Source organism: Desulforamulus hydrothermalis Lam5 = DSM 18033, assembly GCF_000315365.1.
GTDB classification, from domain to species: domain Bacteria; phylum Bacillota; class Desulfotomaculia; order Desulfotomaculales; family Desulfotomaculaceae; genus Desulfotomaculum; species Desulfotomaculum hydrothermale.
On record NZ_CAOS01000014.1, the window covers coordinates 76,930 to 90,658 of the forward strand.

Consider the following 13,729-nt stretch of genomic DNA (forward strand, 5'->3'; position numbering starts at 1 on the left):
AGGTAAAATAATAAATAAAAATGCCCTGCCGATTTACCAGCGCAGGGTTTTTTTCTGCCGACACCCCTTATAAAACGTTGTTTGTTTCGTAATGTATTATAACCCATCATACGGGGCAGTCGGGTCAGGGGGAGTGACCAGGTTTTGATACTAGAGCAAGCAGCGGCACAGTACCTGGACCGGGCCAGACAGGGAGATCATCAAGCCAGAGAACAATTAATAGCTGAAGCCAAACCCTATATCCAAACCACCTGCAGTAAAGTATGCGGACGGCTGCTGGCATGGGGAAGAGATGATGAATTAAGTGTCGGTCTGATGGCATTTAACGAAGCTATTGACCGGTTTACCGAAAAAAGGAACATGCCTTTTTGGGGTTTTGCCAGACTGGTAATTAAAAGCCGGCTGGCCGACCATTTTCGTCGGGAAGCCAGGCACAGGCACCGGCCTTTGGAATACCAGGCAACTGCTGAGCTGCCGGTCTGTTTGGAAACAACCCAGGCCTGGGAAGATTACTGGCAGGCAGCTGAGGCCAGGGAACGTCAGGAAGAAGTATTGGACTTTCAAAAAGAGTTATCTTTATTTGGCATTACCATCAATGAACTGGTTGAAGCATCGCCCAAACACAGGGATACCCGCGAAAATCTGCTGGCTGTGGCTAAACAAGTGGCGGAGCAGCCTGCTTTGCTGGCGCACTTAATGCGCACCAAGCGCTTACCTGTTAAGGAATTGGCTCTAAGTTCCGGGCTTCACCGCAAAACCATTGAAAAGGGGCGGCGCTATATTATTGCCATGGCGCTGTTATTGCACCACAAGGAGCGCTTTATTTATTTGTATTCTTATTTAAAATTAACCGGTTGGTCCCGGGATGAGGGGGGCAAGTAGCTGTGGTTAAAGGTATATTGGTGCAAGCCAAAGGGCCTCTGGGGGTGGTGATGACTCCGGAAGGGAGGTTTGTGCGGGTTATCTTAAGCAAACACCGGCGCGAACTGGGTCAGGAGGTTACAGGCATGGAAGTGAAAATTCCTGCCGGGCTGCCCTGGGGCGCAGCGGCGGCAGTTTTGCTGCTGGTTTGTTTTCTCAGCTTGTGGAACCCAAGCCGGCCGGCAGCAGCAGCCTATGTAACCCTGGATATAAATCCCAGTTTGGAACTGGCGGTTAACCCTGAGGGTAAGGTGATCAAAGGTAGCGGGCTGGACGAAGAAGGACGGCAACTGGTAAAAAAGGTTGATTTCGGGCAACTGTCAGTGTACCAGGCGGTACAACTGCTGGTATCGGAAGCGGCCCGGCATAACTATATAAATCACACCAATAATATTGTGCTGGTCACGGTAACCCCGCTCAGGGAAAATACCGGCGTGGTGGATGAAGCAAAACTGGCAGCAACCGTTCAGCAGGTTGCTGCGGTGGAAACCCCGGGGGTTAAAGTAATTTCCGAACGTGCCACGGTGGAAGAACATCAACTGGCTGCTAAAAAAGGAATATCGGTAGGTCGCTACTTAATTCACCGAAACAGCCACCGGCAAGGCCTCCGGCTATCTCTGGAGCAGGTTAAAAAGAAAGGGCTGGGTCAATTAGAAAAAGAAACGGGCATTGAACTGCAGCGTTTGCTGCCCCATGCCCAAAGGGCTGAGCAGCAGGTTTTGCAGCAGCAACCGTCTGCACACCAGGCCGACACGGTTAATAAACCGGCTCACCCAAAAGATAAAAGACAGCCGGCAGTCCGGGAATCTGACAACCGGCCGGAGCAGCCCCAAAAAGCCGAAACCCGTAAGGGAGAACAGCAACCGGCCGGTCGAACTTCTGACAGGCAGCCTCAACAGCCTCAACCGGTCAAAGAAAAGGGGCCGGAAAAGGAACGGATAAGCCGGCCACCGGACCTGGGCAAAGAAACGCCCCCTGGTAAAGCAAACAGTAAAGCCAGAGCAAAAGAAGATTAAGTGTTAATAAAGCAGAAAAGCCTCTGCCAGCTATTGGGAGAGGCTTTTCTTTTACATCCATTTTTTTTGGCGAAAAATGATAATCATCCAAACCGAAACCAAGATTAGTCCCACCGTAATGCTTACGGTAGCCCAGACAGATTCCTGGTTGGGCAAAGGAACATTCATGCCAAAAAAACCGGTCACAAAGGTTAAAGGCATAAAAATGGTAGAAATCACCGTCAGCACCCGCATGGTTTCGTTGGTGCGGGCACTGATAATGGAGGAATAGGTATCCAAAGCGCCGTCTACCAGGTCGCGGTAACTGTCTATGGTATCGGTAATCCGTTCCAGGTGGTCCTTTAAATCCAGGTAGTAGGGCTGGTTTTCCTCACTGATGGCAAAGGAACTGCTGCTGATGTTATAAAATATCCGGCGCTGCGGGGCGATGGCCCGGCGCATGGTTAGAATGGTTCTTTTCAGGGCTAAAAATTCATCGGTGGTTTCCCGGCTGGGCTTTTCGTAAATTTCATCCTCCAGGTCCTCAATGCGGTCGCCGATGCGATCCAGAACCGGGAAGTATTCATCCACCAGACCGTCAATTATGGAATACAGGAAGAAGTCTTTGCCTTTATTAGACAACTTGGTATCAGTCAGGCATATTTTAGCCATTCTGCCCAGGCTGGGCAGGGTGTTTTTGTGCACGGTTACGACATAGTTGTCACCCAAAAAGATATTAAGCTGCACCAGCATGATTTCTTCATCACGTTCTTCGTTATAGCGGATAGCATGGATGACCAGAAAGTGATAATCGTCGTATTTATCCAGCTTAGCCCGGGGACTGTAATGCAGGCAGTCCTCCACAGCCAGTTCGTGAAAATCAAAGGCATTAGCCACATCTCTCAATTCTTGTTCAGAGAAGTTATACAGGTCGACCCACAGCAAATTTTCCTTATGGGCCAGCACCTGGTGAAAGTTATCCAGACTGATGTCATGGCGCATTTTTTTGATGGCATGGTCATACAGGTAAGTCTTAATCATGGCAATCACCTCCAGTGAGCGCTGTCATCGGCCAAAGATGTCGCATTGGTAAGAATGAAAGAACAGTATTTTTAGTAAATGCCCAGGATACGGATCATCCATTCTTACCACCTCCTCACCGGCAAAAATAAAAAAACCTTACTGTTAAACAGAAGGTCATAAAACACCCGTTAAGGGCTCTCAGGCCTTCTCCTCTCGTACAAGCTTTAGCACATACATAGCTAGGGACATGCGCCCAGCCACATTAGGTAAAACCTTAAGCCGGTAATACCTGTTAACCCGTTAGAGTCTCTCGACATTTCCGGGCAGTGGCATCTGTCTATGTAGAAGCCTCACCTAACGAAGAAAAAACTATTCACTTACTATTAAATATAAAATATGCAAGGCCAACTGTCAACACTTATGGATAAAACGGCATTATTTTGACTTATCAGCGGCCATTATGCCAGGTTATCGTAATTTATCGGTAATTAGCTGTTAATATCTTGTTCTGAACGGGTATGGGACTGCATAAAACCTTAAACGGCCACGGTTTTCATACCGGCATGTTGTTTTAAAATATTGTCAATCACTTTTTCATCTATACCCAGCAGTTGTCCCACTGAACTGATTAACCGGTCCGCCTGCCGGGGGATAAAATCCGGTGAGGTAGCCACTGTAATAATCTCTGCGGTGGTACGGAAAACCGGCAGGGAGTCTGCCTGCAGCAAGTGGTAATTTACCTTGTGCGGCCGCCCGCCGGGCAGCTCACAAAGCAGCTCCGCATGCAGCACATTGTCCTGGAGAAAAAATTCACCCAATTGGGAAGGGGCAAACATGGACAAAAGCAAGCCGGGTTTTTTGAGATCAAGGGCGCCGTCAGGAAACACCCAGTAAATCTCCGCCACCAGGCCTTCCCGGATGGCATGCCATAAATAATTCTGGCACCCCAGCATTTTCAGGTTGGCCAAACTGGGGCTGCGGTGGCCGTATAAATCACTGTGTGCATCAATATGGATTACTGTATTCTGCAGCCGGCCATGCATCCACCATCTCAGATGGCTCTGCATATGGTTGGTGAAGAGATATCGCTTGTTTCCCAAAAATATTTCCTTTTGCTTTAAAATATTGAATAGGGTGTCTGGTTCCTTAATTTCAAAGTTTGTGGCAGCAGGCCGGTGGTTGCTGACGGATTCCTTAATAATAGGTGAAACAAAGTAGTCTAAATCAATATCTAAATATAGGCCCATGGGCAGCCCCTCCTTTGTGTCTGCTAAAATTTTATTATAACATGATGTGGCAAAAAGAAACGGCTTTTCATCCGGTATGACCAGATTGTTTCATTTAAGAACAAGATAACCGGCAGCCCGGGCAGACAGGCCGTGGCATTAAATTTGCGTGTAACATTTTGTAAAGTTATTTGTACAAGTTTTTATCATTTTCTCATCAGTTACAAAAATCCTTTTGAAATAAATGTTTCGGTATTTTATAAGAGGAGTTGCCAACATACTGTCGAATTCTGATTGTATAACTCCTTGTTCAGGGGGTGATGATGATGGCGCTGATAACTACAGATCACGATAATTGCCGTAAATGTTACGCCTGCGTCAGGGCCTGCCCGGTTAAGACCATTGCCATTAAAAACGGCCTGCCGGAGATTGTGGAAGCAGGTTGTTTGGGCTGCGGCCAGTGTGTGTTGGCTTGTTCCATCGGGGCCAAAACAGTGCGGGATGACACACCTTTGCTGGAGCAATGGTTGTCTGAGGGAACCAGGGTATTGGCTATGGTAGCGCCGTCATACCCGGCTTCTTTTCCCTTCAGCGGCGGCATGCTGGTGGCTGTGCTGCGCAGTTTGGGCTTTGCCGGTGTTTATGAAGTAGCCTATGGGGCAGGAATTTGCGCCCGGGAATATGCAAAATACCTTGGCGGCCGGATAGAAAAGCCGTTAATTTCAACCGCTTGCCCGGCCGTGGTGCAACTGGTGGAAAAACATTTTCCCAACCTGATCGGCAATCTTGCACCGATTGATTCGCCCATGTTAATCCAAGCCAAAATTATGAAGGCTGTTCAGCCGGAGGCCAAAATTGTTTTTATCGGTCCCTGTCTGGCCAAAAAATACGAGTCCGTCGATTCCCACACAGCGGGCTATATAGATGCGGTCATAACCTTTCGGCAGGCCGAGCGGTGGTTTAACAGAGCACAGGTTGCTACCGAGCGGCTGGCCGAATTGCCCTGGGATAACCCGCAGCCGCATTTGGCCCGCACCTTCCCCATTAGCGGTGGTCTGTTGAAAACTGCCGGTATGTATGAAGATATTGCTCACATGGATGTGGTGGTGGTGGAGGGGGCCCGGCGCTGCATCGAAGTGCTGCGGGCAATTGAAAGCGGCAATTTTGTTCCCAGGTTTGTTGATATGCTGGTTTGCGAAGGGTGTGTTATGGGGCCGGGCGTGGTAAGCGATAAACCCTATGTGGTGCGGGCCCGCCAGGTGGCAGCAACCCTTCAGCAAAACCATCATGCCGTCAGTCAGCAGGAATTGCAGCCGGTTTTAGCCGGGCTTGATTTTAGGAGAAAGTTTACAGCCAAGCCGGTTGCCAAGGCAACTTTTACCGAGGAGCAGGTTTGGCAAACCTTAAAAGAAACAGGCAAGCACAGCATGCGAGATCTCATCAACTGCAGCGCCTGTGGTTATGATACCTGCTGGGAAAAGGCGGTGGCCTGCCTGCAGGGCATGGCTGAAAAGGAGATGTGTTTGCCCTTTTTATTAAGGCAGGTTCCTGCCCTGACCAGCAGCCTGATGGACATGAGCAGCAAATTAATGCTTTCGATGGAATCCATTAATTTTTCTACCCTTACCCTAAAGGGCACTACTTCTAAAATTAACAGCCGCAACCAGCAGCTGGAATCGTTAATTAAAGAAACCAATATTATTGCCAGAGACACCCTGGAGTTGGCTAACAAGGTTTTGGCTATGATTTCACAGTATTCTGCTCCACAGGCCGGTCAAACACCTGTGCAAACGCCGCTGTCAGCGTCTGATATTGAAGAAATAAGGAAAATCGCTGCCCAGAGCAAACACCAGTCGGAAAAGGCCACCAAAGCCTTTGAAGACATTGCCAGTGTGTTAACCCAGTTGCGGGAAGACAGCTTTATGATTATGGAGCAGGAAAAGGCCATCAAGGTGGTTACCAGTTCCCTGGAGCAAATTGTTGCCACCTACGATCAGCTTCTCAACATCGGTGCCGCCATGGCCAGCATCGGCCGTAACTATGCTTAAGCCGTTCAAAGAAGACAAGACAGGGACGGTTCTTTAACTAGAAGTCAAAGAACCGTCCCGATTTAATTTTTCCTGTTAACCTTTATCACTTTGGTTAAAATGCAATAGTTTTGTGTTAAGTTGGGCGGCGCAACGGTCAAAAAAAAACAACCCCGCCTAATTTTGGCGGGGTTGTTTTGCAAACCCTTAATTTAAATGGTGCCGAAGGTGGGAGTCGAACCCACACGGGTTTAAGGCCCGCCGGATTTTGAGTCCGGTGCGTCTGCCAGTTCCGCCACTTCGGCATAAAATTGACTGCTTGTTTATTATACGAAAAGATTATGAAAGTTGCAAGAGCTACAAACTAATTTTTCTCGATTATCTTGCAAGAAAATCATTGAAAATATAATATTTTTTTGTTACAAAATATTGCAGTTAACGTCTTATAATTGAAGTTATCTGCTTTTTTGGGTGCAACGGCTGCCAGACATGGTTTATTTTAGCTAAAGGAATCGGCGGGGAGATGTAGAACATCTTATTTTGGGTATTTATAAGACCTTACCCATATCAAATTGATTAACCAACCAGTAACATTCTGCCGGCTTTTTAATATTCTGGAAGATATACAAACAAAGCATTAAGCCAGTGGTGAGAAGGAGGGGAAACATTGCCCCTGGAAGATCAATTATTAGTGGAACGCAGCAAAAAGGGTGACCGCGAGGCCTTTGAACATCTTGTTCAGTTATATGAAAATAAAGTATATACCATTGCTTACAGGTTAATGGGCAATCATGCGGATGCAGCAGACCTGGCCCAAGAGGCTTTTATTAAAATTTACCAGGCGTTGCCGAATTTTCGGGGAGATTCCAGTTTTAGTACCTGGATATATCACATTACCGTTAACGTTTGCCGGGATGAACTGCGGAAAAGGCAAAGAAGGCCAACTGTTTCGCTGGATGAACCGGCGGCTGACGGCAATAACAATACATACGAAATCCGCAGTGTCGCGCCTGGTCCGGAGGAGATGCTGGACCGCAGTGAAACCCAGGCGATGATTCAGCAATGCCTCAACGCTTTATCGGATGATTACCGTACCATTCTGGTCATGAGAGAGATTCAGGAGTTATCATATGAGGAAATTGCTGATATACTGGGCTGTTCTCTGGGAACTGTCAAATCCCGATTAAGTCGAGCCAGGCAGGCCTTGAAAGAGAAAATCAGCCAGCAGATGTCTTTTACATCTCCCAAGCGAATGGCAAAGTAGCGGAAAAAGTTTTACTGCTTAAAGGCAACGGTGCCGGTTATCGGTGCCGCAACCACATTTTCATAAAATAACCAAATACTGCTTGTCAGGCTGTATAAAAATGGTTACAATAATTTTATGACAAAAGGGATAGACCCACGAGCAGCAGTTTGTCCTAATAAAGGAGGCTAAACACAATGAAAGAAAAAGTTAAAGAGGTCTTGGAGCAAGTTCGCCCCTTCCTGCAAAGAGACGGCGGCGATGTGGAATTTGTTGATTGCGACGAAAACGGTGTGGTGAAAGTAAAGCTGAGAGGCGCTTGCGGTAGCTGCCCCGGCGCTCTGTATACATTGAAAAACGGTATTGAGCGGGCTTTAAAGCAGCAGATTCCGGAAGTTAAAGAAGTTGTGCGTGTAGACTGACTAATCACTGAGAACCACAGCGGTTAAGGGTGCTGTGGTTTTTTCTTTTTCTGTACTAAAGAACAGCGGTTCTGGAGATATTTAGACTATGACCGGTCACAAGGGGGTGAAATAATGCGTGAAAAGGTGCAAGAGGCCCTGGAAAAGGTGCGTCCGTTTCTGCAAAGAGACGGCGGTGACGTTGAATTAGTAGATGTAGATGAAACCTCCGGCGTTGTTAAAGTAAAGTTAAAAGGCGCTTGCGGTGGCTGACCCGGTGCTGTTTATACCCTGAAAAACGGGATTGAGCGGTCGCTCAAGCAGGCTGTGCCGGAAGTTAGGGAAGTTGTATCGGTATAAAAGCACCCCCCTGCTAAGCAGGGGGGGTTTGCTTGAGGGCAAACTGAATAAAGGCTTCTACCAGAGGGCTTTTATTTTTCCGGCGGGGGTAAACCAGGTACAAATCTCGCTGCATAGGATAGTCCTTAATCTTTATTGTGACAATCTTTCTTAAGGCCTGTTCTTTTAAAACGGCCCAGCGAGAAACTACCGAAAGGCCAGCGCCGGCTTCCACCGCAGTAATGACCGCGCCGGTACTGCCCAGTTCCAGGGCAATATTTAGCTTATCAGGTGTTAAGCCGCCCCGGGCTAAGTAAGACTCCACCACCGAGCGGGTACCCGAGCCCGTTTCCCGCCAGACCAGCGGGTACTTAGCCAATTCCTGCAAATAAATTTCCGGCCTTGCTGCCAGGGGGTGCTCCGGGGGAACAATCACCACCAGTTCATCTGAAAAAAATTTGACTCCTTCAACACGCTTGTTATTAGGCATCATGCCAACTGCAGCCAGGTGGGCAGATTCTTCCAGCAGCTTGCGGATGGCTTCTTTGGAGTCACCTATCTGCAGTACCAATTGTACATCCGGGTATTCTTTCTTAAAGGCACCGATAATGGGAGGCAAAATGTAATGGCCGGGAATTGTGCTGGCCCAAACAATCATGCGGCCGCGAATCTCGCCTGACATCTGTCGAATATCACGTTCCGCCCTGTTTATTAAATCTACAATCTCCCGGGCATGCCTGTAAAACACTTCGCCTGCCGGTGTCAGGCTGATACCTCTGCCCTTTCGCTCTACCAAAGCAGCCCCAAAGTGGGACTCCAGGGCACTTAACTGTTTGCTGATGGCAGGCTGGGTAATATGAATTTCCTGGGCGGCCAGGGATAAATTTTTCTTTTCGGCAACAATGATAAAGGTTTGCAGTGTGGCTAAGTTCATAATTAATCACCAAGTATATTATAGCATTTCAGAGAATTGCAAAACCATCACAATTACGCAGATAAGTGCTGTTACGGGCAATGGTTAATTTTTTGGTATTAGCTTCAGTAAACGGTTAAGCACAGTGGCTAATTCCCCCCAGGTGACAGCAGCAGATGCCGGATGGTCGTTAGCCAGCAAGCCTGCCTGCTTTAATTTTTCCACTTCCTGCTGGGGGTCCCAAGTCGGAGACGGAGACGCAGTGGGCTGTGGGCCCGGGGCGGGCTCAGCAGGCAGCGGCGATAGTTTAAGCGCCTGTACGATGCCGGCGGTAATGCTGTCGCATAACCCTTTAACAAATTCCTCATCTTTTAATAAAGCCGCATCTTTGGCGGAGTCAATAAAAAGATTTTCAATTAAGGCGGCGGGCATAGTTGTTTGTCTGAGGACTTGAAAATTGGCTGTTTTTTCACCCCGGTCGGTTACTCCGTAATTTTTTAAAAAGGTTGCGATACGGCTGTGTATAATAGAACGATAGGAAACAGAAAGGGTGCTGACCGGACCGTTGTAGATGTAACTTTCAAAACCCGTACCGCCGCCGGCGTTCACATGAATGGAAAGGAAATAATCTGCCTTTAGGTTATTAGCAATTTGCGCCCGTGCTTCTAAAGAAAGATAGGTATCATCATCTCGTGTAAGTTTTACCGCTACGTCATAAAATCCCAACCTTTTGGCCACCCGGCGGGCCAGCATCAAAGTAATTTCCTTTTCCAACAAGCTGTTACCCACGGCACCCGGATCCTTGCCGCCGTGCCCCGGATCTAAAACAACCAGTTTTTTAGCCATTGTATACCCCCTTTCCCTGTGATGATATTGCTAAGAGGTACTGCCTATGCTAAAATACACATCTTCCCGGCGATGTTTGAGCAGTGGCAATTGCTCCCTGATGCGGTGCAGCTGAGCAAGGTCGATGTCTGCTGTCAGTACAGCGGGGCCGTCAGCCGCTTGCACCAGAACCTCCCCCCAGGGAGAAGTTACCATTGAATGGCCGTACGCCACATATTCTGCTTGATTGTCTCTGGCCGGGGAAACAGCCGCCACAAAAATCTGGTTATCCAGGGCCCGGGCCCGCATGGTCAGTTCCCAGTGAGCCGGGCCGGTGGTCATGTTAAAGGCAGCGGGCAAAACCAGGAGGTGGATACCCTGCAGGGCCATAGCACGGGTTAGCTCAGGAAAACGGATGTCATAACAAATGGCTACGCCAATCCGGCAGAAGGGGGTGGTGAATAGGGTGAGAGAATTTCCGGCGGCAAGGGTGGCTGATTCTTTAAAACTAATGCCGCCCGGTATATCAATATCAAACAAATGTATTTTTCGGTGACGGGCTAACAGGTTGCCGTCCGGGCCAAATACAAAGGAGGTGTTGTAAAGGCGGCCGGCAGACCTCTCCGGAATTGACCCGCCCACCAGATAAATGCCGTATTCTTTGGCCAGGCCGGCAAGGCAGCGGATTGTTTCGCCGTCAGGAAATTCTTCCGCATAGGCAGGGAAATACCGGTTGCCGTAAGGGCAGTTAAACATTTCCGGCAGAGCCGCCAGCCGGCAGCCCCGGCCGGCGGCCTCCTGCACAGCAGCCCGGGCGTGCCGGAGATTTAGTTTTTTATCAGCAGTTACTTGCAATTGACAGAGAGCTAATTTAAAACAGGTTGTCATACCATAACCTCGCTCTGCGGTTTTTACCAGCATAACACAGAATGTTTTGTCAAGTCCATTACTCAACTCGGTTTTTACCCTTTTCTTTAGCCAGGTAGAGGGCCTGATCCGCACTGTTTAACAATTCCTTTTCCTTGCGCCCGTCAGCGGGCCATGCCGCAATGCCCATGGAGATGGTAAAAGGCGGAGCGGCAATTTTAGCCAGGTGGGCGCGCACTTTTTCGCCGGCCACCCGGGCGCCTGCCCTGGGAGTGTAAGGCAACAGCAGCACAAATTCATCCCCGCCGAAGCGGGCCACCGAGTCACTCGGACGCAGCACTTCCCGGGCAGCCCTGACAAAGGTTTTCAGGCATTCATCTCCCACTGCATGGCCGTAAGTGTCATTGATCTTTTTAAAGCTGTCAAAATCAATGGCAATTACACAGTGAACATCCTGCGGTTGAGAATTCTCCAGTAAAATTTTCAGGCGACCGGAAAATTCCAGGCGGTTTATGGCGCCGGTGAGGAAATCGTGGCTGGCTGCCCAGGTTAATTTTTCATTGGCCTGCTGCAAATCTTTGGTTCGTTCCTGCACCTTTTCTTCCAACAGGCTGTTAGATCGGGCCAATTCTTCTCTGGCAGCAACCAGTTGCAAATAAGGTCGTTTGACATTATTTATGAAAATTGCCGCATAAATTAGGATATACGAGGCAAAACGGAAGATATGACCCAATAAATTGAGGGTATCATATGAACTGTACTCGGCAGCAAAGCACAACTCACTAAAGACCAGAATAACCAAAATGGCAATGATAAGTTGCAGGTAGCCGTCCATGTGTTTTTTGTACAGCCGGAGGTGACCCCAGACAGCCCCCAGCAATACAACAATAATTAAATACTCGGCTATTGTTTTGTAGTGAGTGTGGTTTTGTCCGCTGCTCAGCATTGGCGGGTAGAGGTGGGGAAACCAGGTTACAGTGGCAAAAACTATTCCGACAACCAGTAAGGCCACAGCCAGCATGCTGATGCGAAAACGTTTGATAAAACAAAGCTGTTTTTGGTACAAAAACACACTGGCCAGAAAGGTAACGGAAAGCAGCAGCCTGCCCCACAGATGAAACAACATGGCCTTGTTGGCACAGGCCTGGCTAAAAATGTGCGGCATTCCCTCGTAGGAATAAAAATGAAACAAATCAATTAAACCCACAGCCAGCAGGCCGAGACCGATAAAATAACTGTAATAAGAACAATTATTCAAGTAAGAATACCAGGTCACAGTGAAGGTACTCAGAGCTACGAAAACACAAAAAAATTCTATATTAGTATGGATAGGCAAAAAAACCTCCGCCTGGTAAACGGTATTATAACCAAGCCATGCCACTGCCATAAAAAAGCAGCTGCAGATCAATGTGATTAATAAAATCTTTAGCCCCAGGTTGGTCATACGAAGTTTTTCTAAAGTATTTTCTGTTATGCCCATCAACAATCACCTCACCTTTTTATCCATAATATGTAAACTATTGTCAAGTGTGAGGCAAAACAAAGGAGTCCGGTCTAAAGTTGCCGGACTCCTTTATATTTAACAGTTTATACTTTACTCCCGGTCAACTGCCGGGGCGCGATCACCGGGCAGGCGCCCGAAATGAGGGAGGTTGTGTCCTGCCATACTTGCACCAGCTTTTTATAATCCTCCGCTGTTAGTAAAGGGTCTGAGTGGGCCAGATAATCCGCCATGGCTTTTTCTACCGGTAAAACCCGGTATTTTGTGCGGCCGTTTTGTACATAGGTATCCACCCAAACCGGTACATAATCAACACCTTTGACAGCCACTTGATGATTCTCTTTTGCTATCTCTATATTTACCAGCACGCCGCAATCGGAGTAGCGCCATTGTTGATTAGAAATAAAATTACCCAGCGAATAGGCTACAAAGCACTGCTTGGTGCTGCTGCCGGCATTAATTTTGGGCCAATCCATTGGTTGAATAACATGCACATGGTTGCCCAGCACAATGTCAACGCCGCGCTGCAGCAGTTCTTCTACCAGCGCAACTTGTTGCCGGTTGGGGTAACGGGTGTACTCAGCACCAAAGTGCAGGCAGGCCACGATGACTTCCGCCCCGGCTGCCTTTAAATTTTCAATGTCCGCATAGATTTTGTCTTTATGCATGAGATTGACCGCAAATTCTTTACCCCTGGGTAAAGGAAGGCCATTGGTGCTTTCAGTATAATTGAGCAGGCCGATTTTTATGTTTTTAACTTCGATGATCAAAGCTTTGCCGGCCTCTTCCCGGCTGCGGTAAGTACCGACGGGAAGCAAACCGGCCGCTTCCAGGTTGTGCAGGGTATTAACAATACCTGGCCAGCCGCGATCGAGGCTATGATTATTGGCTGTCAGCACCACATCTATACCCAGCTCCTTCATGTCATAGGCCAGCTCAGTCGGAGTATTAAATGCGGGATAGCCCGAAAAACCATAAGCCGGCCCGGCCAGCCTGGTTTCCAGGTTGACAATGGTTAAATCCGGGTCTGCCAACAGGTTTTTGACGTTTGAAAAAATAGGCTTAAAGTCATATGAACCGTCCGGCTGCCTGGCAGACTGCACTACCGGCATGTGCATCAGGAAATCTCCTGCCGCGGTAATGGTAACCACCTGGGATTGTGCGGCAGCGGGCGCCGGCGGGGCAGCCGGCTCAGGCTGCTTACTGCCTGTGCCGCAGCCGGTTAAGCAAAAGATAAAAATTAACAATAATGTTTTTTTAAACATGAAAAAGTCACTTCCTGTATTTTAATGCCATATTCGCCACCGCATGTGAATGTCCTGCCGCAGGAAAAATGTTCAAGCATAGATCACTGTTCTGTTTTGGTACGGGGGTTTTGTCCTGAATATGCACAACAGCCGGCCAAAGGTAAAGGTTTGTTTTTGACAAGGGTTTAGCGGCGCCATATA

Annotated in this window: 13 protein-coding genes, 1 tRNA gene and 1 riboswitch; of the genes, 6 read left to right on the forward strand and 8 right to left on the reverse strand. The window is 48.2% G+C overall.

All coding sequences use genetic code 11. The features are described 5' to 3' along the window. Window positions 1–144 precede the first annotated feature (144 nt). Window positions 145–882: an RNA polymerase sigma-I factor gene (sigI, locus tag DESHY_RS12320; RefSeq protein WP_008413240.1), complete on the forward strand. Its 738-nt coding sequence runs from the start codon at window positions 145–147 to the stop codon at window positions 880–882. A 2-nt stretch (window positions 883–884) separates the two neighbouring features. Further along, entirely contained in the window at window positions 885–1,937 is a 1,053-nt protein-coding gene (locus DESHY_RS12325; protein WP_008413241.1) for an anti-sigma-I factor RsgI family protein, read from the forward strand. Between the two features lie 51 nt (window positions 1,938–1,988). Here DESHY_RS12325 and corA read toward each other — a convergent pair whose 3' ends face one another. Then, window positions 1,989–2,957 (reverse strand): magnesium/cobalt transporter CorA, encoded by a 969-nt coding sequence (corA, locus tag DESHY_RS12330; protein WP_008413242.1) that lies wholly within the window; start codon window positions 2,955–2,957, stop codon window positions 1,989–1,991. Between the two features lie 183 nt (window positions 2,958–3,140). Continuing rightward, window positions 3,141–3,308: riboswitch (M-box (ykoK) riboswitch) on the reverse strand. A gap of 167 nt (window positions 3,309–3,475) precedes the next feature. Continuing rightward, window positions 3,476–4,186, reverse strand: a complete 711-nt coding sequence (locus DESHY_RS12335; RefSeq protein ID WP_008413243.1) for a hypothetical protein — start codon at window positions 4,184–4,186, stop codon at window positions 3,476–3,478. 305 nt (window positions 4,187–4,491) lie between these two features. Between DESHY_RS12335 and DESHY_RS12340 the strand changes: the two genes are divergently transcribed. Continuing rightward, window positions 4,492–6,213: a [Fe-Fe] hydrogenase large subunit C-terminal domain-containing protein gene (locus DESHY_RS12340; protein WP_048818149.1), complete on the forward strand. Its 1,722-nt coding sequence runs from the start codon at window positions 4,492–4,494 to the stop codon at window positions 6,211–6,213. 196 nt (window positions 6,214–6,409) lie between these two features. Here DESHY_RS12340 and DESHY_RS12345 read toward each other — a convergent pair. Beyond that, window positions 6,410–6,497 (reverse strand) — tRNA-Leu (locus tag DESHY_RS12345). A 362-nt stretch (window positions 6,498–6,859) separates the two neighbouring features. Here DESHY_RS12345 and DESHY_RS12350 point away from each other — a divergent pair. The 3 genes from DESHY_RS12350 to DESHY_RS13930 all read left to right on the forward strand — a co-directional run bounded on the left by DESHY_RS12350 (window position 6,860) and on the right by DESHY_RS13930 (window position 8,196). Beyond that, complete coding sequence (locus tag DESHY_RS12350; RefSeq protein ID WP_008413246.1) at window positions 6,860–7,456, forward strand: RNA polymerase sigma factor; 597 nt, start codon at window positions 6,860–6,862, stop codon at window positions 7,454–7,456. Between the two features lie 176 nt (window positions 7,457–7,632). Further along, on the forward strand, window positions 7,633–7,857 hold the full coding sequence (locus DESHY_RS12355; protein ID WP_008413247.1) for a NifU family protein: 225 nt from the start codon (window positions 7,633–7,635) through the stop codon (window positions 7,855–7,857). 114 nt (window positions 7,858–7,971) lie between these two features. Then, window positions 7,972–8,196: a NifU family protein gene (locus DESHY_RS13930; RefSeq protein WP_152412018.1), complete on the forward strand. Its 225-nt coding sequence runs from the start codon at window positions 7,972–7,974 to the stop codon at window positions 8,194–8,196. A gap of 13 nt (window positions 8,197–8,209) precedes the next feature. Here DESHY_RS13930 and DESHY_RS12365 read toward each other — a convergent pair whose 3' ends face one another. The 5 genes from DESHY_RS12365 to DESHY_RS12385 form a co-directional block, all read right to left on the reverse strand. Next, window positions 8,210–9,109 carry a selenium metabolism-associated LysR family transcriptional regulator gene (locus tag DESHY_RS12365; protein ID WP_008413249.1) on the reverse strand — a complete coding sequence of 300 codons (900 nt, stop codon included), beginning with the start codon at window positions 9,107–9,109 and terminating at the stop codon, window positions 8,210–8,212. Window positions 9,110–9,193: 84 nt separating this feature from the next. Then, window positions 9,194–9,934, reverse strand: coding sequence for an N-acetylmuramoyl-L-alanine amidase family protein (locus DESHY_RS12370; protein ID WP_008413250.1), 741 nt, complete (start codon window positions 9,932–9,934; stop codon window positions 9,194–9,196). Between the two features lie 30 nt (window positions 9,935–9,964). Next, window positions 9,965–10,801: a carbon-nitrogen hydrolase family protein gene (locus DESHY_RS12375; RefSeq protein ID WP_008413251.1), complete on the reverse strand. Its 837-nt coding sequence runs from the start codon at window positions 10,799–10,801 to the stop codon at window positions 9,965–9,967. Between the two features lie 58 nt (window positions 10,802–10,859). After that, complete coding sequence (locus tag DESHY_RS12380) at window positions 10,860–12,260, reverse strand: sensor domain-containing diguanylate cyclase (protein ID WP_008413252.1); 1,401 nt, start codon at window positions 12,258–12,260, stop codon at window positions 10,860–10,862. Window positions 12,261–12,367: 107 nt separating this feature from the next. Beyond that, the gene (locus DESHY_RS12385) at window positions 12,368–13,546 is read right to left on the reverse strand and encodes a CapA family protein (RefSeq protein WP_008413254.1); all 1,179 of its coding nucleotides are present in this window, start codon (window positions 13,544–13,546) and stop codon (window positions 12,368–12,370) included. Window positions 13,547–13,729: the final 183 nt, after the last annotated feature.

Bases quoted from the DNA above. Each gene is read 5' to 3' on its own strand.
- corA (WP_008413242.1), bottom strand. From the start codon at position 2,957: ATGATTAAGACTTACCTGTATGACCATGCCATCAAAAAAATGCGCCAT.
- DESHY_RS12335 (WP_008413243.1), bottom strand. From the start codon at position 4,186: ATGGGCCTATATTTAGATATTGATTTAGACTACTTTGTTTCACCTATT.
- DESHY_RS12340 (WP_048818149.1), top strand. From the start codon at position 4,492: ATGGCGCTGATAACTACAGATCACGATAATTGCCGTAAATGTTACGCC.
- DESHY_RS12355 (WP_008413247.1), top strand. From the start codon at position 7,633: ATGAAAGAAAAAGTTAAAGAGGTCTTGGAGCAAGTTCGCCCCTTCCTG.
- DESHY_RS12365 (WP_008413249.1), bottom strand. From the start codon at position 9,109: ATGAACTTAGCCACACTGCAAACCTTTATCATTGTTGCCGAAAAGAAA.
- DESHY_RS12370 (WP_008413250.1), bottom strand. From the start codon at position 9,934: ATGGCTAAAAAACTGGTTGTTTTAGATCCGGGGCACGGCGGCAAGGAT.
- DESHY_RS12375 (WP_008413251.1), bottom strand. From the start codon at position 10,801: ATGACAACCTGTTTTAAATTAGCTCTCTGTCAATTGCAAGTAACTGCT.
- DESHY_RS12380 (WP_008413252.1), bottom strand. From the start codon at position 12,260: ATGGGCATAACAGAAAATACTTTAGAAAAACTTCGTATGACCAACCTG.
- DESHY_RS12385 (WP_008413254.1), bottom strand. From the start codon at position 13,546: ATGTTTAAAAAAACATTATTGTTAATTTTTATCTTTTGCTTAACCGGC.